Origin of the sequence: Paractinoplanes rhizophilus, assembly GCF_042664765.1 — a bacterium.
Lineage (GTDB): Bacteria > Actinomycetota > Actinomycetes > Mycobacteriales > Micromonosporaceae > Actinoplanes > Actinoplanes rhizophilus.
The window spans coordinates 14,683-32,305 of record NZ_JBHTBJ010000010.1 but is presented as its reverse complement, the minus strand read 5'-3'; the positions used below and the strand labels follow the sequence as shown (position 1 = coordinate 32,305).

The 17,623-nt window shown below is 70.7% G+C and carries 21 protein-coding genes and 1 tRNA gene; 13 read left to right on the top strand and 9 right to left on the bottom strand.

The features are described 5' to 3' along the window. Positions 1–146: 146 nt before the first annotated feature. From ACFQS1_RS16150 to ACFQS1_RS16140, 3 genes are all read left to right on the top strand, one after another. Positions 147–1,124 (top strand): PIG-L family deacetylase, encoded by a 978-nt coding sequence (locus ACFQS1_RS16150; RefSeq protein ID WP_378968721.1) that lies wholly within the window; start codon positions 147–149, stop codon positions 1,122–1,124. A 57-nt stretch (positions 1,125–1,181) separates the two neighbouring features. Continuing rightward, positions 1,182–2,498, top strand: coding sequence for a GDSL-type esterase/lipase family protein (locus tag ACFQS1_RS16145; RefSeq protein WP_378968719.1), 1,317 nt, complete (start codon positions 1,182–1,184; stop codon positions 2,496–2,498). Positions 2,499–2,599: 101 nt separating this feature from the next. Continuing rightward, the gene (locus tag ACFQS1_RS16140; RefSeq protein WP_378968718.1) at positions 2,600–3,145 is read left to right on the top strand and encodes a VOC family protein; all 546 of its coding nucleotides are present in this window, start codon (positions 2,600–2,602) and stop codon (positions 3,143–3,145) included. A gap of 131 nt (positions 3,146–3,276) precedes the next feature. Here ACFQS1_RS16140 and ACFQS1_RS16135 read toward each other — a convergent pair whose 3' ends face one another. Then, on the bottom strand, positions 3,277–3,657 hold the full coding sequence (locus tag ACFQS1_RS16135) for a MarR family winged helix-turn-helix transcriptional regulator (protein ID WP_378968717.1): 381 nt from the start codon (positions 3,655–3,657) through the stop codon (positions 3,277–3,279). A gap of 119 nt (positions 3,658–3,776) precedes the next feature. On the opposite strand from ACFQS1_RS16135, the gene ACFQS1_RS16130 reads away from it, so the two are divergent. The 8 genes from ACFQS1_RS16130 (at position 3,777) to ACFQS1_RS16095 (ending at position 8,476) form a co-directional block, all read left to right on the top strand. Then, complete coding sequence (locus tag ACFQS1_RS16130) at positions 3,777–5,186, top strand: MFS transporter (protein ID WP_378968716.1); 1,410 nt, start codon at positions 3,777–3,779, stop codon at positions 5,184–5,186. A 33-nt stretch (positions 5,187–5,219) separates the two neighbouring features. After that, positions 5,220–5,293, top strand: a tRNA-Met gene (locus ACFQS1_RS16125). A 426-nt stretch (positions 5,294–5,719) separates the two neighbouring features. Further along, complete coding sequence (locus ACFQS1_RS16120; protein ID WP_378968714.1) at positions 5,720–6,265, top strand: MauE/DoxX family redox-associated membrane protein; 546 nt, start codon at positions 5,720–5,722, stop codon at positions 6,263–6,265. Next, on the top strand, positions 6,265–6,831 hold the full coding sequence (locus tag ACFQS1_RS16115) for a hypothetical protein (RefSeq protein WP_378968712.1): 567 nt from the start codon (positions 6,265–6,267) through the stop codon (positions 6,829–6,831). The genes ACFQS1_RS16120 and ACFQS1_RS16115 overlap by 1 nt, the downstream gene beginning before the upstream one ends. Continuing rightward, complete coding sequence (locus ACFQS1_RS16110; RefSeq protein ID WP_378968710.1) at positions 6,828–7,151, top strand: hypothetical protein; 324 nt, start codon at positions 6,828–6,830, stop codon at positions 7,149–7,151. The genes ACFQS1_RS16115 and ACFQS1_RS16110 overlap by 4 nt, the downstream gene beginning before the upstream one ends. A gap of 65 nt (positions 7,152–7,216) precedes the next feature. After that, a complete protein-coding gene (locus ACFQS1_RS16105) occupies positions 7,217–7,798 on the top strand; it encodes a hypothetical protein (protein WP_378968707.1) in 582 nt (193 codons plus the stop codon). Between the two features lie 77 nt (positions 7,799–7,875). Further along, positions 7,876–8,193 carry a hypothetical protein gene (locus ACFQS1_RS16100; RefSeq protein WP_378968705.1) on the top strand — a complete coding sequence of 106 codons (318 nt, stop codon included), beginning with the start codon at positions 7,876–7,878 and terminating at the stop codon, positions 8,191–8,193. 19 nt (positions 8,194–8,212) lie between these two features. Beyond that, complete coding sequence (locus tag ACFQS1_RS16095; protein ID WP_378968702.1) at positions 8,213–8,476, top strand: hypothetical protein; 264 nt, start codon at positions 8,213–8,215, stop codon at positions 8,474–8,476. Positions 8,477–8,542: 66 nt separating this feature from the next. Here the strand turns inward: ACFQS1_RS16095 and ACFQS1_RS16090 are convergent, their stop codons facing one another. The 5 genes from ACFQS1_RS16090 to ACFQS1_RS16070 form a co-directional block, all read right to left on the bottom strand. Then, complete coding sequence (locus ACFQS1_RS16090) at positions 8,543–9,187, bottom strand: LuxR C-terminal-related transcriptional regulator (RefSeq protein WP_378968700.1); 645 nt, start codon at positions 9,185–9,187, stop codon at positions 8,543–8,545. A gap of 32 nt (positions 9,188–9,219) precedes the next feature. Continuing rightward, a complete protein-coding gene (locus ACFQS1_RS16085) occupies positions 9,220–10,533 on the bottom strand; it encodes a sensor histidine kinase (protein WP_378968698.1) in 1,314 nt (437 codons plus the stop codon). A 28-nt stretch (positions 10,534–10,561) separates the two neighbouring features. Next, the gene (locus ACFQS1_RS16080) at positions 10,562–11,317 is read right to left on the bottom strand and encodes an ABC transporter permease (protein ID WP_378968696.1); all 756 of its coding nucleotides are present in this window, start codon (positions 11,315–11,317) and stop codon (positions 10,562–10,564) included. Further along, positions 11,314–12,039: an ABC transporter ATP-binding protein gene (locus tag ACFQS1_RS16075; protein ID WP_378968694.1), complete on the bottom strand. Its 726-nt coding sequence runs from the start codon at positions 12,037–12,039 to the stop codon at positions 11,314–11,316. Before ACFQS1_RS16075 ends, ACFQS1_RS16080 begins: the two co-directional genes overlap by 4 nt. Positions 12,040–12,144: 105 nt before the next feature. Then, positions 12,145–12,474 (bottom strand): nucleoside triphosphate pyrophosphohydrolase family protein, encoded by a 330-nt coding sequence (locus ACFQS1_RS16070; RefSeq protein WP_378968692.1) that lies wholly within the window; start codon positions 12,472–12,474, stop codon positions 12,145–12,147. 84 nt (positions 12,475–12,558) lie between these two features. On the opposite strand from ACFQS1_RS16070, the gene ACFQS1_RS16065 reads away from it, so the two are divergent. Together ACFQS1_RS16065 and gap are read left to right on the top strand one after the other, a co-directional pair. Beyond that, positions 12,559–13,524: a GlxA family transcriptional regulator gene (locus ACFQS1_RS16065; protein WP_378968690.1), complete on the top strand. Its 966-nt coding sequence runs from the start codon at positions 12,559–12,561 to the stop codon at positions 13,522–13,524. Between the two features lie 64 nt (positions 13,525–13,588). Next, a complete protein-coding gene (gene gap, locus ACFQS1_RS16060; protein WP_378968687.1) occupies positions 13,589–14,590 on the top strand; it encodes a type I glyceraldehyde-3-phosphate dehydrogenase in 1,002 nt (333 codons plus the stop codon). 8 nt (positions 14,591–14,598) lie between these two features. Here gap and ACFQS1_RS16055 read toward each other — a convergent pair whose 3' ends face one another. The 3 genes from ACFQS1_RS16055 to ACFQS1_RS16045 all read right to left on the bottom strand — a co-directional run bounded on the left by ACFQS1_RS16055 (position 14,599) and on the right by ACFQS1_RS16045 (position 17,563). Next, positions 14,599–15,417: a hypothetical protein gene (locus tag ACFQS1_RS16055; protein ID WP_378968685.1), complete on the bottom strand. Its 819-nt coding sequence runs from the start codon at positions 15,415–15,417 to the stop codon at positions 14,599–14,601. A gap of 73 nt (positions 15,418–15,490) precedes the next feature. Further along, entirely contained in the window at positions 15,491–15,970 is a 480-nt protein-coding gene (locus ACFQS1_RS16050; RefSeq protein WP_378968682.1) for an SLATT domain-containing protein, read from the bottom strand. A gap of 21 nt (positions 15,971–15,991) precedes the next feature. Then, a complete protein-coding gene (locus ACFQS1_RS16045) occupies positions 15,992–17,563 on the bottom strand; it encodes a signal peptidase I (RefSeq protein ID WP_378968680.1) in 1,572 nt (523 codons plus the stop codon). Positions 17,564–17,623: the final 60 nt, after the last annotated feature.

Below are 17,623 nucleotides of genomic sequence, written 5' to 3'. Positions count from 1 at the left end.
TCCGGGTGCATCCCGGTGCATCGGGGAGCGCGGCGCGAATTCCGGCGGGCGGTTGCTTGTCGGTTGTAGCTCGGGGGTGGTCGTCAAGCGGGAGATGGGGCGGTCGAAAGGGGCGGTGCCAAAGCGGCGTGAACCAGGGGCATCGGATGGCGGGATCGATGGGCTTCGAGCGGGTGCGGCGGGTGCTGGCCGCGGTGATGGCGGGTGGGCTGGCCGCCTCGGGTGCTGTCCTCGGCGGGGCCGGCGCCTCCGCTGCTGGGGTGAATGACCCGGGCATGGGTCAGATGGTCGCTCGCCCGGCGAGCACGTCGTTGATGTCCGCCGGAGCGCGGGCGTTCGGTGCGCCGGCCGCCGAGCGGTGCGACGGGCGCAGCATGAACGTGGTAGCGCATCAGGACGACGACCTGTTGTTCATCAATCCGGTGGTCAGCGACGATCTCGCGGCCGGGCGGTGCGTGGTGACCGTCTTCCTGACGGCGGGCGACGCCGGGCGCGGGCGAAGCTACTGGCTCGGGCGGGAAAAGGGGGCGCGGCAGGCGTACGCGGCGATGGCCGGGTCCTCGAAGTGGTGGCGCGAGGACAGGCTGGTCGTCGGCGGACGGTCGGCGGCGCGGTTCACGCTGGGCCAGGAACGCGTGTCGCTGGTGTTCCTGCGGCTGCCGGATGCCAGCACCTCCCCGGGCCGGCCGGCGGACGGGCTCCGGAAGCTGTGGCGCGGTGACCTGATCAATCTGCGGACCGTGGACGACGGCGACCGGTACACCAGGTCGGCGCTGACCAGCACATTGACGGAGTTGATGAACCGGTATCGGCCCGACGAGATCCGGACGCTCGACTACGAGGGGCGGTACGGCGACGGCGACCATGCCGACCACCACACCGCGGGCTACTTCACGCTGGCGGCGCAGCGCAACTATCGGTGGCCGCACGGAATCACCGCGTTCATGGGCTATCCGGTGGAGAACGCGCCGGCGAACCTGGCGGACGACGCGCGGGACGCGAAGCTCCGGTACTTCCTGGCGTACGCGCCGTTCGATCGGAAGGTCTGCCAGAGCGCGGCGGCCTGTCTGGGCAACTTCTATGCGCCCCGATTCTCGCGGACCATCCGTACCGGTCAGGGCTGAGACGGCCCGGCGGGGCCCTGTCGACACGCAATGACGTGTGTCAATATGACGGGGAAGATGGAGGTGATCACTGTGCGCAATTTTCGTCGCCGGTCAATCGTTGGCCTGATCCTCGGCCTGTGCGTCGTCGCGCTGTTCGGCTACGCCGGTCCGTCCGCCAACGCGGGCGGGTCGCCGCCGGCCGTCCGCCCCGCGGGCATCTGGTCGGCATCCCTCGAGGGGGTGCACGGCGTCGCGCCGGATGCGACCGTGCGGCAGATCGCCCGGGTGTCGGTCTCCGGCTCGGGGATCCGGCTGCGCTTCGGCAACCCGTTCGGATCGTCGCCGGTCGTCATCAAGGAAGCGTGGGCGGGCCGGCCGGTGGCGCCGGGCTCGGCCCGGTTGATGCCGGGGTCAAACAAGCGCGTCACCTTCCGTGGCGCGCGTTCGGTCACGATCCCGCCGGGGCGGGAGGTGGTCAGCGACGCGGTGTCGATGACCGTGGCCGCGCAGCAGGACGTGGCGGTCAGCGTCTACGCGCCGGGCAGCCCGGTCAACGACCACACATTCCCGCCATTCGCGTACGACCCGCCGGCGTCCTACATCGGCACGGGCGGCAACACGGCGTCGGCGGTGTCCGATGACGCGTTCCCCGGCTACCCGGTCATTCCCGGCGACACCAGCAGCACCGCGACCGGCTACCACCCGGGCCAGACGTGGTGGCTGGACCTGGTCACCGCCGATCGACCGGCTGCCCGGGGGACCTTGGTCACGCTGGGCGATTCGATCACCGACGGCTACAACGCGTACGGGCCTCCGGGCCAGCGGTGGACCGACGTGCTCGCCGAGCGGCTGGACGCGCTGCCCGCCGAATCGCGCCTCGCGGTGGCCAACGCCGGCATCTCCGGCAACACCGTCAGCGTGCAGCCCAACCCGTACGACCCGACCAACCAGTGCTGCGGCCCACCCGCGCCGCAGCGCCTCGACCGGGACGTGTTCTCGGTGCCCGGCCTGCGCACGGTGCTGCTGCTGGAGGGCACCAACGACATCGGCGGCGGCGACTACGCGCCCCCGGCGTCGGCGGCCCAGGTGATCGGCGCGATGCGCTCGATCGCGGCGCGGGTGCACGCCCGCGGCGCGCGGATCGTGGCGTCCACGATCCTGCCGATGTGCAACGAGGCCGGCAGCGCCAAGGAGAACACCCGCCTCGAGGTCAATCGGTGGATCCGCACGTCGAGCGTCTTCGACGATGTCCTCGACTTCGACGCGGTGCTGCGCGACCCCGCCGACCCGACGGTGATGATCGCCGACCTCCGCACCGACTGCTACCACCCCAACGCGGCCGGCGACCAGCTGATCGGCCGCTACATCCCGCTGCACGCCGTCCTCGGCTGAGCGAACCGTCCTCGGCTGAGCGAACCGGGCCGGGCCGTCTCCGGCGGCCCGGCCCGGCGATGCGGACAGGAACTGGCCTGAATGCGATCTACCTTCGGCGCATGCCGCTTCGGAACGAGGAGATTCGCATGAACAGCACCGCACCCGCCGGATACACCACCGTCGCGCCGTGGATCGTCACGCCCGACACCGGGAAGCTGCTGGACTTCGTCACCGCGGTGTTCGAGGGGGTCGAGCTGGGCCGGGTGCCGCTGGCGGACGGCACCATCGGCCATGCCGAGATCCGGGTGGGCGACACGATCCTGCTCGCCTTCGACCGGCGGCCGGACTGGCCGGCCATGCCGTCATTGCTCCGGGTATTCGTCACCGATGCCGACGCGGCGATCGAGCGCGCGATCTCGGCGGGGGCTCGGGTGGTGACCGCGTCGGCCACCCACGCCTTCGGTCAGCGGGGCGGCCGGGTGCGTGACCCGTTCGGCAACATCTGGTGGATCAGCGCGGTCGTCGAGGACGTCCCGGCCGAGATGGGCATGCGACGGCTGAGTGAGGAGCCGTACGCCCGCGCGATGCGAGAGGCGCAGGAGACGCTGGACCGGGAGCTGAGCGGCCGAGACCGCAGCGATGTCAGCCGCCCGGTGGCCGGCTGAGGAAATCCACGACGGGTCAGCCCGGCGGTCGCGGCACTTGGCGTGACAACACGCCAAGGCCGCGTCGTCGGGCGGTGCTGGAACCTGACGCGTACGGATAAATGGGTTTTTGCCGTTGGGCCGTGTGTCCCTCAGCCGGTGGGCGTCAGGTGCCGGCTCAAGACGGCCAGCTGGGTTTTGCGGGCCTCGGCGTGGCGCTCGAAGCCGGTCGCGGTGAGCTCGACGAAGACGCCGCGCCGGTCGTCCACGCAGTGGGTGCGCTCGACGAGACCGCTCTTTTCCAGGCGCGCGACGGTGCGCGAGAGGGCGCTCTGGCTCAGGTACATGGCCGCGGCGAGATCTTGCATGCGTCGCTTGTCACAGTCTCTGGTGGTGAGACGATCGAGCGTCTCGAAGTCGCTCAGGGTGAGGCCGTGCGCCTCCTGCAGGGCGCGCTCGAGCTGCGCGGCGACGGCGTTGTAGCTGGAGAGCAGCGACCGCCACCGGTCGACGAGCTCGGTTTCGGCCTCCATGCGGCGCATCCTACCCTCGCCCGCCTTTCGTTGCACCAGCATTTGTTGCGCTCGACTCTAATGCGTTGTCATTCTATGCGTACGCATATAGCGTCGCCGCCGTGACTATCACGGAACCCATGCCTGCCGTCGCGGAGCCGGTCGCGCTCCGCTGGACACCTCGGCTCTGGGGAGTGCTCGCGGTCCTCTGCGCCGTCCTCTTCCTGGACGGCCTCGACGTCTCCATGGTCGGCGTGGCCCTGCCCTCCATCGGCTCCGAACTGGGCCTGTCCACCACCTCGCTGCAGTGGATCGTCAACGGCTACGTGCTCGGCTACGGCGGCCTGCTGCTGCTCGGCGGCCGCACCGCCGACCTGCTCGGCCGGCGCCGGGTCTTCCTGATCGCGCTCGCCGTCTTCACCGTGGCGTCCCTGGTCGGCGGCCTCGTCGACGACGGCGGCCTGCTCATCGCCACCCGGTTCGTCAAGGGCCTCGCCGCCGCGTTCACCGCGCCGACCGCCATGTCGATCCTCACCACGACGTTCCCCGAGGGGCCGGCCCGCAACCGGGCGCTGTCGATCTTCACGGTCTTCGGGGCCAGCGGCTACTCCTCCGGCCTCATCCTCGGCGGCGTCCTGACCAGCCTGGGCTGGCGGTGGAACTTCCTGGTGCCGGTCCCGCTCGCCATCGCCGCCCTGGTCGGCGCCTTCTATCTGATCGCCCGCGACAAGCCGGCCGCACACGGCGGACATGACCTCCTGGGCGCGGCGACCCTCATCTCCGGCATGCTGCTGGCGGTCTACACGGTCGTCTCGGCGCCCACCCGCGGCTGGCTCGACCCGCTGACCGTCGGGATGTTCGTGCTCGCGGTGGCGCTGCTGGCCGGCTTCGTGCTCACCGAGAACCGGGTGCGGCACCCGCTCGTCCGCCTCGGCATCCTGCGCGCCGGCTCGATCGTCCGGGCCAACGCCAGCATGATCGCGCTGATGGGCTCGTACGTGAGCTTCCAGTTCATGATGACCATCTACCTGCAGGACGTCCTGGGCTGGCCGCCGCTGCGGATGGCGTTCGCGCTGCTGCCGGCCGGCCTGATCGTGGCCTTCGGCTCGCCGTTCGTCGGCCGGCTCATCGACCGCTACGGCACCGGGCCGCTGATCGTGACCGCGATGGTCTCGCTCAGCCTCGGCTACCTCTGGTTCCTGGCCACCGCCGGCACCGAGCCGCACTATCTGTTCACCGTGCTGCCCACGATGATCCTGCTGGGCGGCGGCTTCGGCTTCGGCTTCAGCTCGATCATGGCCCAGGCCACCGACGGCATCGCCGACAACGAGCAGGGCCTGGCCTCCGGGCTGGTGCAGTCGTCCGGCCAGGTCGGGACCGCACTGGTCCTGGCCGTGGTCACCGCGCTGGTGTCGGCGGGCGCGGGGGAGGCCACCGACTTCGGCTCCTTCCACCCGGGGTTGAACCTCGTTACCGGGGTCGCGGTCGCCGGGCTGCTGTTGAACGTGGTTCCGCTGGTGGGGCGGGTGCGGCGGGCCCGCTTGGCATGACTGAGGCCCCGCGCGGTAGGCTTTGTCTGCCGACGCGGGGTGGAGCAGCTCGGTAGCTCGCTGGGCTCATAACCCAGAGGTCGCAGGTTCAAATCCTGTCCCCGCTACGAGTCCTAGGGGCCCTCTGTCCGCGGAAAGCGCGGACCGGGGGCCTCTTCGCATGTCTGCCGGGGGGCCGAGCCCCCCGAACCCCCCACGGTGCGAGCGGTTGCGGTGGGTGGGTGGGTGGTGCGGTTGGGTCCTCTGGGGGGCTTGCTTGCCTTCGGCTGCGCATCGCGTGGTCGGGGCGGGCCTTCATGAGCGCACAGCCCGGCACACGCCCCACTGCTGCTTTCCGGCTGACCTTCGCCGCATTGAGAATGATCTCTGCGGAATTGATCAATTGCGCGGCCGGCGCGGACCGATGATCGCGAAGTCTTATTGGTGGCGGGCGTGTCTCGCCCATTGACCGTCGCAATTGGATGGACATAGACTCCTGCGCAGACGCGGTCGAGAAATTTACTCGACATGGGCCACGACAGCTGCGGGGGAGTATGGAACTGGCCGGGTCCGTCTTAATCGTGCTCAATTCCGTTGCCGCGGCGGTTCTCCTGCAGGCGGGCCTCTACAAGATGGCCGTTCCGGCACCACTGCGCCGCGCTCTGGCGGAGTTGGCGCCGCGCTATTTCGGCGCCCTCCGCGACCGCCATGTCCGGGTCGTCGCCGCCGTCGAGATATCCGTCGGGCTGGCGCTCCTCGCGCCGGCCGTGCGCGTGCCCGGTGCGATCGCGGCCGCCGTGCTCGGCGTGGCTTTCGCGGTGCTGGGCGTCGCCGGGATGCTTCGGCGCAGCGAGGCGCCGTGCGGGTGTTTGGGTGCCGGCGCTCCGCGATCGCTGGGCCTGCTGAACGTCGTCGTGGGGCTCGTCCTGGCAGCCTTTGGAGTCTTCAGCGCCACGGCCACTGTGGTCGGCGGATCCTTCCGGCTCGGGCCGGTGCTGACCGCGCTGTTCCTGCTCCTGCTCTGCGTCTGGATGAATCGTGGCGTCGCGCTGCAGCTGTTGCGGCGCAAGGCGGCCCTGGTGCGAATGGGAGACAGCTGATGGAGATCGCTTTTGGGGTGGCGCTGCTCGTGCTGGCCGGGGCCGTCGTGCTCTTGTTCGCCATGTTCGGCGAGCTGGCCTCGCGGGTCGGTGAACCCGAGGAGAACGGACGCTGGACCGGGACGCGGCCGCTCGAGGAGGCGCGGCTCGGTGCTCAGCCGTCCCGGTGGCCGCCGGAATTGTCGGCGGTCGGCAACGCGCCGCAGGGTCTCCTGCTGGTGCTGAGCCCGTCGTGTGGATCCTGCCAGGAGGTCGCACGGCAACTCGTGCTGGAGGGTGGGCCGAGCCCGGCTCGGCCGTTCGCCCTCGCGGTGTCCTGCAGTGCCGGAGAAGTGGGGAGGAATTTTATCGAGGAGCAGTCGCTGGAACGCTACCCGCACTTCATCGACGAGGCCGGCGAATGGGTCCGTACGGAGCTGGATGTCCATTCCAGCCCGGTGGGTCTGTTCTTTGCCGACGGTCGCCTGGTGGCGGCACACGTGTTCGGGGACGTCAATGCCCTGAACGCGCTGGCGGAAAGCATATTTGCCCAGCCTGAACCGAAACGTCAGGAGGTCAAGGCATGAGCGACAAGGAAGACGCGGCCGCGCGCAAGCCCAGAGCGGTCGGCCGGCGGCGGCTGCTCTCGGGAGTCGGCGCCGGCGGGCTGGCGGCGGCCGTCGCCGTTTTCGGACGCAGCTCACCGTCGTACGCGGCGAACTGGCACTGCTGCACCCTGGTGCACAACCCGCCCAACATGTCCCTCTCGGAGTGCAAGTACACCAGCGGGTCCTACACCTACTACTACAACTGGACGTGCCGGGACGGCAGCAAGACGTGCCAGTGCTGTGAGCACTACATCTACGGGGTCAGTCGGGCGAACGGATCGGCCGGCAGCTGTTCATGACCCCCTGGGTGATCGTCGGGCTACTGGGAGCCATTCTGCAGGCGTTCAGCCCTTGAGGCGTGTCCATGACCGGGGTCGCCGGTCCGTTGTTGCGCAACACCAGGACACGCGTCCGGGGCGTCCGCTTTCTGGTCGGCCTGGCGATCGGCGGCGCCGCTGGTGGCGCCGTTCTCGCCGTACCCGTCTATCTGCTCGGCCGGCTGGTTCAGCCGTTGCCGACCGGGGTGCGGCTGACCCTGCTCGTCGCGGTGTGTGTGCTGCTCGCCGTGGCGGACTTCACCCAACGCACGCCGCACGTGTGGCGTCAGGTGCCACAGCAACTGGTGAACAAGCTGCCGTCGGGGTCGCTCGGCCTGACCTGGGGCTTCGACCTGGGTCTGCTGTTCACGACGCAGAAGACCACCTCGATGGTGTGGGTGGCGCTGGCGGCCCTGGTGCTGCTCGAGCCCTCGCTGGCGGCCGTGGCGCTGATCGGCGTGTCGGTCGTGGCGACGCTGGTCGTCGCGGCGATGTCGCTCACCGCGGGCGCCGATGACCGCACCAGCCCGAATTGGAGCAGGAAGTGGCTGAAGCACATACGGCGAGGCTCGGCGGTGGTGATCGTGGCGGTGACGGCGGTGACCGTCGCGCAGGCGCTCGCCCCGTAGAGCCGTTGTTCGACCTGGATCCGACGGGTGGCCAGGTCGTGGTGACAAGGTTCGAGTGTGGCGGGCTCGTCAACCTCTTGACGTTGCTTGTCCTGCACGTACGGATCAAGCGCGCCGTCCGGCGTCAGACGGATGCCCTGATCGGGAGCCGGCTGATGGTGGATTGGCGGCGCAAAGTGATGTTCAGCGTGTCGATGTGGCCGGATATCGAGAGTGTGTACGCCATGGGCGAGGTCACCCGGCACGTCCTGGCGGCCCGGCTGCCGCGGCGCCTGGGGGTGCGAACCGCCTGCGGTGTCTTCTGCTACGCCGGCGACTGGCGACGGGTGATGTTCCGGGGCGGCTCGACGGCGCTGTCGCCGTTCGCCCCGGTGCCGGCGGATCGTCCATCATGAACAGTGAGGAGATTGCACCATGCCGATGACCGATCGCGGCATTGTCGCCGTGGAACAGGAGAGCGACGGCACACTGTCCCTTGTGGTGTGTGCCGGGCTCAAGGCGAACCGTCCGTACGGCGTGTTCGCCAAGTACAGTCACGTGCCGGCGGATCTGATCCGCAGCACCTTGCCGTTGCGCAAGGCGGGCCAGTTCCGGCACACCGACGAGATGGCCGAGGTCTCCCGCGGGGAGTCGGGTGTCATCGAGATCAATCGCGTACCGGAGACCAGCGACCTCTGACGGCCGGATCGAGCAGCCCGGACCGCGATCCGGGCTGCGCCCGCATCCCGCCACGTGGGGGCGATGTCAGCCGCTTACGTGGCGCAGGACCGCGAGGACGCGGCGGTTGTCGTTGTCCGAGGACGGCAGGCCGAGCTTGGCGAAGATGTTCGCCACGTGCTTCTCCACCACGCCGGGGGTGATGACCAGGGCCGCCGCGATGCCGGCGTTGGACCGGCCCTCGGCCATCAGCGCGAGCACCTCGCGCTCCCGGGGAGTCAGCGACGCCAGCCCGGCCGTGTCCGGCCCGGCGCGCATCAGGTGGCCCACCACCTCGGGATCCAGGGCGGTGCCGCCGGATGCCACCCGGGTCAGCGCGTCGACGAAGTCGGCGACGTCGGCGACGCGGTCCTTGAGCAGGTAGCCGACGCCGGCCGGCCGGTCGGCCAGCAGGCGGGTGGCGTAGCGGGTCTCGACGTACTGGGAGAACACCAGCACACCCATCCCGGGGTGGTCGCGCCGGAGCTCGATCGCGGCGCGCAGCCCCTCGTCGGTGTGGGTCGGTGGCATCCGGATGTCGATGACGGCCACGTCCGGCACGACCTCGGCGACCGCGGACCGCAGCGCGTCCGCGTCGGCCACCGCGGCGCACACCTCGAAACCGCGGTCGGTGAGCAGCCGGACCAGCCCCTCACGCATCATCGCGGCGTCCTCCGCGATCACCACCCGCATGCCCTCGCCTCCCTTCACACGTACGCGTCCATTCACACGTACGTGGGCAGCTCGATCTCGACCCGGGTCGGGCCGCCGGCCGGGCTGTGCACGCGCATCCGGCCGTCCACGACCGCGATCCGGCGGGCCAGGCCGGACAGCCCGGGTCCGTCCGGGTTCGCCCCGCCGGCGCCATCGTCCTCGACGGTCAGCGTCAGCCGGTCGCCGGACCGGACGACGCTCAGCCCGATCCGGCCGGCCCGGCTGTGCTTGGCCGCATTGGCCAGCAGCTCGGCAGCGCAGAAGTAGGCGATGGTCTCGATCGCGGGCGCCGGGCGGCCGGGCAGCTCGACGTGCACCGCGACCGGGATGGCGCTGCTCGTCGCGAGCGTCGCCAGCGCGTCGCCGAGACCGTTGTCGAGCACCGGGGGGTGGATGCCGCGGACTAGGTCGCGCAGGTCGGCGAGGGCGTCCTTCGCCCCGCGGTGGGCCAGCGCGACCAGCTCGCGGGCCTGGGCGAGGTCGGGCGGCGGGCCGTCGGCGCCGAGCTTCTCGGCCGCCATGCCGAGGTTCATCGCCAGCGTGGCCAGCCGGATCTGGGCGCCGTCGTGCAGGTCGCGCTCCAGCCGGCGCATCATCGCGGCCGCGTCGTCGATCGCCTGGGCCCGGCTGACCTGGAGCTCCCGTACGCGTTCGGCGAGCCGTCGGGGACCCAGCAGCCGACGCATCGCGGCGAGATCCGCCGCGATGCCGGCCCGCATCAACCACGGCGCGACCAGCAGCATCGCCAGGCCCGCCGCCGCGATGCCGAACGTTCCCGCGAACGTCCGCGTCCCGATGGTGCCGAACGGGGTCAGCGCCCACACCGGCCCGAGGGTGGTGCCGGGCGGGTGGTTGCGAAACAGCGGCCACCACACCGGGTAGCTGAGGTTGGCCACGCCGAACACGTAGCAGAACGCGCCGTAGCCCTCGGGGATCGCCAGCGGCACCTTGAGCAGGCCGTACCCGATGGCGCGCCAGCCCGGTCCGTCGGCGACCCACTTCGAGCGCCGTGCCGGCGGCGGGTCCACGTGCGCGTCGAGCAGCCGGGCGGCGAGGTGGCGATGGGCGGCGCCCATCGCGCGCCCGAGCGGGGCCGCCAGGACGACGAGCAGCGCGATGGTGAGCGGGAACAGGACCAGGAACACCGGCGCGACGGCCGGTGCGGGCTGCTGGGACATGGCGCCGGTCGCCCAGAGGATGAGGGCGCCCGCGGCCGGCACGACCGCCGGCACGGCCAGGATCGCGACCGCGCTGACCACGCCGGCGACGCAGAACACCGCCTGGCGCAGGGCCAGGGTGGTGAACGGGGCGCGCAGCGCGGTCATCAGCCCATTGTCGCCGGTCACCCGCCGCTCACGCGTCCCGGCGGCGAAGGAGCACGCCGCCGCAGAGGACCGCGACCGCGGCGTACCCGCACATCAGCAGCACACAGATCCAGCCGGCGAACAATCCGGGTACGGGCGAGGTCACCGCGACCGAGTTGAGCAGCATGAGCAGCGGGACGAAACGGCCGACCGCGATGCCGCTCTCGCCGAACAGGCCGGCCACGATCATCGGTACGAACATCAGGCCGAACAGCGTGCCGATGGCGCCGCCCGAATGCCGCACGATCGCCCCGATGCCGACCCCGATCAGGGTGGTGGCACCCAGATACGCGCCGGTCAGCACGACCGCGCGCAGGATCGCCGGGTCGCCGAGCGAGGCGGCCGGGATGGCGGTGCCGCGGATCGCGAGCTGCCCGCCCAGGTAGCCGGCGAAGCTCGCGGCCAGGCCAACGGCGAGGGCCGCGCCGCCGCACACCGCGACCTTCGCGGCCAGGACGATTCCGCGGCGGGGGACGGCGGCGAACGTCGAGCGGATCATCCCCATGCCGTATTCGCCGGTCACCGTCAGGACGCCGAGCGCTCCGAGGAGCAGCTGGGCCACGATGGCGCCGCCGAGGCTGTTGTCCAGGATCTGGGCGGCGGTGGCGACCGGGGTGTGCGATCGGTACCCGAGGCCCACCCCGGCCCCGACGGCGGCCATCGAGAGCACCGCGGCGATTGCCAGCCACCACGTCGACCGCACGCTGCGCAGCTTGATCAACTCCATCCGGACGACGTTTCTCATGACGCTCCCACTCCGCGATAGTCGGTGACCTCAGAGGTGAGCCGGAAGAAGGCGTCCTCCAGGCTTTCGGCGCCGGCGGCCAGCTCGGCGACGGTCGTCTCGGCCAGCAGCCGGCCGCGGCCGATGACGACCAGCCGGTCGGCGGTAAGCGCCATCTCGGCGATGAGATGGCTGGAGACGAAAACGGTCCGCCCTTCGGCGGCGAGCCCGCGCAGCAGCTCGCGGATCCACCGGATACCCTCCGGGTCGAGCCCGTTGACCGGCTCGTCGAGCAGGAGCACGCCCGGATCGCCGAGCAGCGCCACCGCGACGCCCAGCCGTTGCCGCATCCCGAGCGAGTACGTGCCGGCCCGCCGCGCCGCCGCCTCGGACAGACCGACGATGCGCAGCACCTGCTCGACCCGGGAACCGGGGATGCCGTTGCTCGCGGCCAGGGCGGCCAGATGCGCCCGGCCGCTGCGGCCGGGGTGGAACGCCCCCGCGTCGAGGAGAGCGCCCACCACCGTCAAGGGCCGGCGCAGGTCCCGGTATCGGACGCCGTCGATCAGAGCCTCGCCGCGGTCGGGGGCATCCAGGCCGAGGATCATTCGCATCGTCGTCGACTTGCCGGATCCGTTCGGGCCGAGGAAGCCGGTGACCACCCCCGGCCGGACCTGGACGCTCAGCGCGTCCACGGCGAGCTGGTCGCCGTAACGTTTGGTCAGCTCACGTAGCTCAATCACACGATCGACGCTAGGCAGCGCGGGCGGCGGCCAGAAGCCGGGAACCATCCGACTCCGCCCGGGGGTTTTCCCCCATCGGGCCCGGCCGGCGGGAGCCGCGACGAGTCAGCGGTTGTCGCCGCTGCCGCTGAGCACGCCGCGCTCTTGGCGGCCGGCCAGCTTGGCCAGGTTGGCCGTCGCGATGTCGTCCAGCGACAGGTCGAGGTAGTCGGCGAGCACCGCGACATACCACAGCACGTCGCCGAGCTCCTTCGCGATGTCGGCCCGGTCGATCCGTGACTCGTCGCTGTCCAGGTCGCGGATCCACTTCTTGAACTTCTCGGCGACCTCACCGGACTCGCCGGCGAGTCCGAGGACCAGGTGGAGCAGCTCGTTCTTCTTCTCGCGCGGAGCGGCGGTGCGGAGCGCGCCGCGCTGGTACTCGTCCAGGTCCATGGCGGGCCATTATTGCCTGGCCTGCGGTCGGTGTATGGGGCCGCATCGCGCCATCGTGACGCGCCACGTCCTACCCTGGGGTCCGTGCCCGCCGAGCCCGCCGACCGCCTGCACCGAGTCGCCGTGCTCGTGCTCGAGGGGGCGAAACCGCTCGACGTCGGCATTCCGGCGCAGGTCTTCACGACCCGGGCGAGCATGCCGTACGAGGTGCGGGTGTGCGGTCCGGCGCCCGGGCTGGTCACCGGCGGTGACGGGCTCTCGTACCACGTGGCGGACGGGCTCGACGCGCTGAGCTGGGCCGACATCGTGTTCATCCCGGGGTACCGCTTCCCCGACCGGGAGGATCCGCCGCCGGCGGTGGTCGGCGCGCTGCTGCGCGAGCACGCCCGCGGCGCCCGGCTCGCCGCGATCTCCACCGGCGCGTTCGCGCTGGCCGCCACCGGCCTGCTGGACGGCAAGCGGGCCACCACGCACTGGCACTACACCCGGGCGCTGGTCGCGAAACACCCCGAGATCAAAGTCGACGAGAACGTGCTCTTCGTCGACGAGGGCAGCGTGCTCACGTCGGCCGGCGCGGCGTCCGGCATCGACCTGTGCCTGCACATCCTGCGCGGCGACCTCGGGGTGGCCGCGTCCAACCACGCGGCCCGGCGCCTGGTCGCGGCGCCCTACCGCAGCGGCGGCCAGGCGCAGTACGTCCCGCGCAGCGTTCCCGAGCCGCTCGGCGAGCGGTTCGCCGCCACCCGGGAGTGGGCCCTGCACCGCCTCGGCAAGCACCTCACCCTGGACGCGCTGGCCCGGCACGCCGCGGTGTCGCCGCGCACGTTCTCGCGGCGTTTCCGCGAGGACACCGGATACACGCCGATGCAGTGGGTGCTGCGGGCCCGCATCGACCTGGCCCGCGAGCTGCTGGAGCTTTCCGAGCGTAGTGTCGAGCAGATCGCCGCGGACGTCGGCCTCGGCACCGGGACCAACCTGCGGCTGCACTTCCAGCGGGTGCTGGGCACGACGCCGAGCCAGTACCGGCGGACCTTCGCCAGCGGTGGCTAGATCCTTGCGAACCGTGGCGCGGGCGCCGCTGGCTCCGCGCGGCCCTCCGGGCGAGGCTGGACGCATGACTCGCATCGCCATCAACGGATTCGGTCGCATCGGGCGCAACGTGCTGCGAGCGCTGCTCGAACGCGACAGCAAACTCGACGTCGTCGCGGTCAACGATCTCACCGAGCCCGCCGCTCTGGCGCGGCTGCTGGCCTTCGACTCCACCGCGGGCCGGCTCGGCCGCCCGGTCACGGTCGACGGCGACACCATCGTGGTCGACGGCCGGCGCATCAAGGTGCTCGCCGAGCGCGAGCCGGCCAACCTGCCGTGGGCAGCGCTCGAGGTGGACGTGGTGCTGGAAGCGACCGGCAAGTTCACCTCGGCCAAGGCGGCACGCGCGCACCTCGACGCGGGCGCCAAGAAGGTGCTCGTGGGCGCGCCATCGGACGGCGCGGACGTCACGGTCGCCTACGGCGTCAACACCGACGCGTACGACGCGGGCAAGCACACGATCATCTCCAACGCCTCGTGCACGACCAACGCGCTCGCGCCGCTGGCCGCCGTTCTCGACCAGCTCGCCGGGATTGAGCACGGCTTCATGACCACCGTGCACGCGTACACGCAGGAGCAGAACCTGCAGGACGGCCCGCACCGCGACGCCCGGCGCGCTCGCGCCGCGGCCGTCAACATCGTGCCCACCACGACCGGCGCGGCCAAGGCGATCGGCAAAGTGCTGCCCGGCCTGGACGGGAAGCTCTCCGGCGACTCGATCCGGGTACCGGTGCCGGTCGGCTCGATCGTCGAGCTCAACACGACGGTTGGCCGCGACGTCACCCGCGACGAGGTGCTGACCGCGTACCGGGTCGCGGCGGACGGCCCGCTGCGGGGCATCCTCGAGTATTCCGAGGACGCGCTCGTGTCGTCGGACATCGTCGGCAACCCGGCGTCGTCCATCTTCGACTCGGCCCTCACCCGGGTCGACGGCCGGCACGTCAAGGTGGTCGCCTGGTACGACAACGAGTGGGGCTTCTCGCACCGCGTGATCGACACCCTGGAGCTGCTCGCCGGCCTGCGGTAGGGCGACGCTCAGCCGCTCGTCACCTCGAACAGGTCGCGCTCCGGGATTCCGCATTCGCGCTGTGCCGCCCGGCCGTGGTCGTTGATCGACGCGACCACGGCCAGCATCCGCGCGACATCGGCATCCGCCCGGAGGCTCTTCGCCCGCAGGCTCTTTGTCGAGGTGATGTCGGCGGTCAGGCCGCGCGCGGCGTCCGTCAGACCGGCGTGGAACAGCAGCCGGCCGATCCGGTGGTTCAGCGCCGATTGCGCCCGATCCAGGTCGGCGGGGGTCGGCCCGCCGCTCGTCGCGGTCAGCTCCTTTACGACGTCGCACGTCCGGGTCTTGGCCTCGGCGTCGACGGCCCATACGCCCGCGCCGGCGGCGGCCAGCGAGGTTGCCGCGAGCACGGCGACCCAGATGCCGGGCCGCCGGTTCCGCGCCGTCGGGGTGGGCTCGGGTTCCGGGGCCTTGACGTCCGCCCGGTTGGCCGCCGCCCGGTTGGCCTCCGCCTTTTGGCCCCCCGCGCGCTTCGCCTCCGCGGGTGGTCTCGGGCGCGGGGCCGGTCTGGGGGCCGGGGTCGGCTGCGGCGCGGGGTCGGGAGCCGGGGCGGGCCGCGGATCGGGGTTGGCCGGGTGCGGTGCGAGCTCCGGTGTGAGAACTTGGGCGACGACCTTGACCTTGTCGGGGACCTCGACGGGCGGGGGCGGCTTGAGCCCGTACGCCAAAGTCAGGTCTTGCCTCCGGTTGTAGGCCAGGGCTTTCCCGTCGGCCGGAACGACCGCCTGCCCCGTCGAATGGCTCGGCGATGACGTGATCGCCGGCCGGCCGTTCTCGTACGCGGGCATGGTTGTTCCGTTCCTGAAGGTCGGAGGGCCGGGGCCCGCATCATCGGCAATCGCGGCCCCCACGTGAGCGGAATCAGGCGGCGGGTTCGGCCCGGACCTTCTCCCGGCGCCGGCGCCCCCACATGCGAGTCTCGTCGAGCACTAGCGCGTCGATAGCCGCGACCAGCTCACGCTGCCGTTCCGGCGTCCGTTCCGCCGCTCCCCGCAGCCGGTACTGCGCGATCTCGGCCGCGGCCTTGGCCCGTGCCTCGGCGGCCGCCACCCAGTCGTCGTGCCAGGAGACGATCCGGCGCAGCCCGGCCAGAAACGCGACCAGCGCCGCGGTGGTTGCGGTGATCCAGGCCGGTGCGCTCAGAGCCGCGAGCACCGTGGCCGCCCCCGCCAGGAAGAGCGCTCCCGCTTCGGACAAGACATATTTCGTACGGGTACGGCGCATCTGCGACCCGTACCAGTCCAGCTGCACCATGGCGTGCACGAGGGCACGGTCCCCGAGTTCCTCCTCGGAGAGCCGGCTGTCAATCTCGATGAGCTGCTTGCGCTGCGCCTGCGTCACCGCCACAGTCTGCCGGGACGGTCAAGAAACTTGCGAGGGCGACGAGGCCTTCCGCCGATGCGACCCGGCGCTGGGCCGACTGATCAGCTCAACGTTCTGCAGGGTCGGCTCATCGAGCGGCACCCGGTAGCGGTAGGTGATCCCTTCATCCCGGACCACAAAGTCGTCGGCGTCGGGCCGCCGCCAGGTGAGAATCATCTGGCCGTACTTCTCCGCCAGCTTCACCAGAGCCGGAAAGTTGTCGACGTTGACGACGGGCTTGCCGGGCGGACTCGGCATCGGCTCGACGGGCACCAGCAACTGCGGGTAGCGAGCCTCGATCTCGCTCCGGGTCCGCGTCGGCATGCGTCGGCGTGCGGCCAGCAAAACCACGACGGCGATCGCAACCGCGCCGATCAGGGCAAGAATCGCGTTGGAACGCGCCTGTGACGCGGTGATGAGGGATACGCCAAAGATTCGTATCTCGCGTGGCACGAGGAGGTCAGGTGTGGTGCCTCCAGCCTTGGTCTCGAGCTTCGCGCCTTCAACCAGAGACATTTGGAAAGGAGTGATGGCCATCTGCAAGGGCGCACTCAACGTGGCTAGGCCTTTCGACTCCACCATCGCGCTCAAAGCGATCGTCACGGAGCCGTTCGGCCCTGCGCCGATGGCGCGCGACGCGTCGTCGGCTCGCTTCGCGAGGGCGGCGAAATCAAGGGTGATTGTCGAGTCGTAGGTGGGGCCGGGGAAGGGCTTCTTCTGCACCCAGGTCTGGTTGGTGTGCCAGCCGGTTCCGTTGGTCAACGCTGCTGTGAGGGTGAACATGCCGGCCGGGCCCTGATATCGGGTGCGCAGGACCGCGCTGCTGGCGAGCTTGCGGAAGATTGGTTCTGGCGCGGTCACCGTGGTGCCGTCGTAGCCGGCTGACTTCGGTACCTTCGCGGTGTAAGAGAAGGTAATGGACTGCTCCGGGATTGATTCACCGGCCTGCTTGTCGATGGTCGGCCTCATCCACCCGAGGATTCCCAGGACAAGCGCACACAAGGTCAGCCCCGCGGCGACCGCCGCGGCGACGCGGAGCACGGGCGGCAGACGTTCAACCGCCTTCAGGACGGCGACGGCGACTGCCCAAGAACCTCCCTGGCGCGACGACATGGCCTTCACCCTCTTCTTGCGCCGGCCACGGGGGATGTCGCGGCGCGTCCGCGGCCTGGTTTCCCCGCTGATGACGAGAAAGCTGAGCATTCCCAGCCCGCTCGGGCCCAGGAGAGGCTTCAGCCAGATGCCCCCGTGCGGAACGTGTAGGACAGCACGACCGATCATCTCGTCGTCGGTGGGAGTCAGCGGGTCGATCGACTCGTTGTTGTCTCCCTTCACGACGAATCCCGCGGCGCCGTCCCCGCCAATGATGCGATGCAGAATCCGTTGCCCGGGAACGTCCCCATGGTAGGCGACAATTTCCCCTACACGGTATGAATCGGCCTTCACGACAAAGACCAGGTCGCCCTCGTAGTAGACGGGGTTCATGCTGGTGCCGTGGGTCGCAACGTAGCTGATCCGCTCAGTCATGATGGCCCAAGCACCGATGGCCGCCATCCCGAGGATGGCGGCCACGATGTAGGTACGAAAACGTCTCTGAATCGGTTCCCCCGGATGCACGCTGCTCTCTGGCTA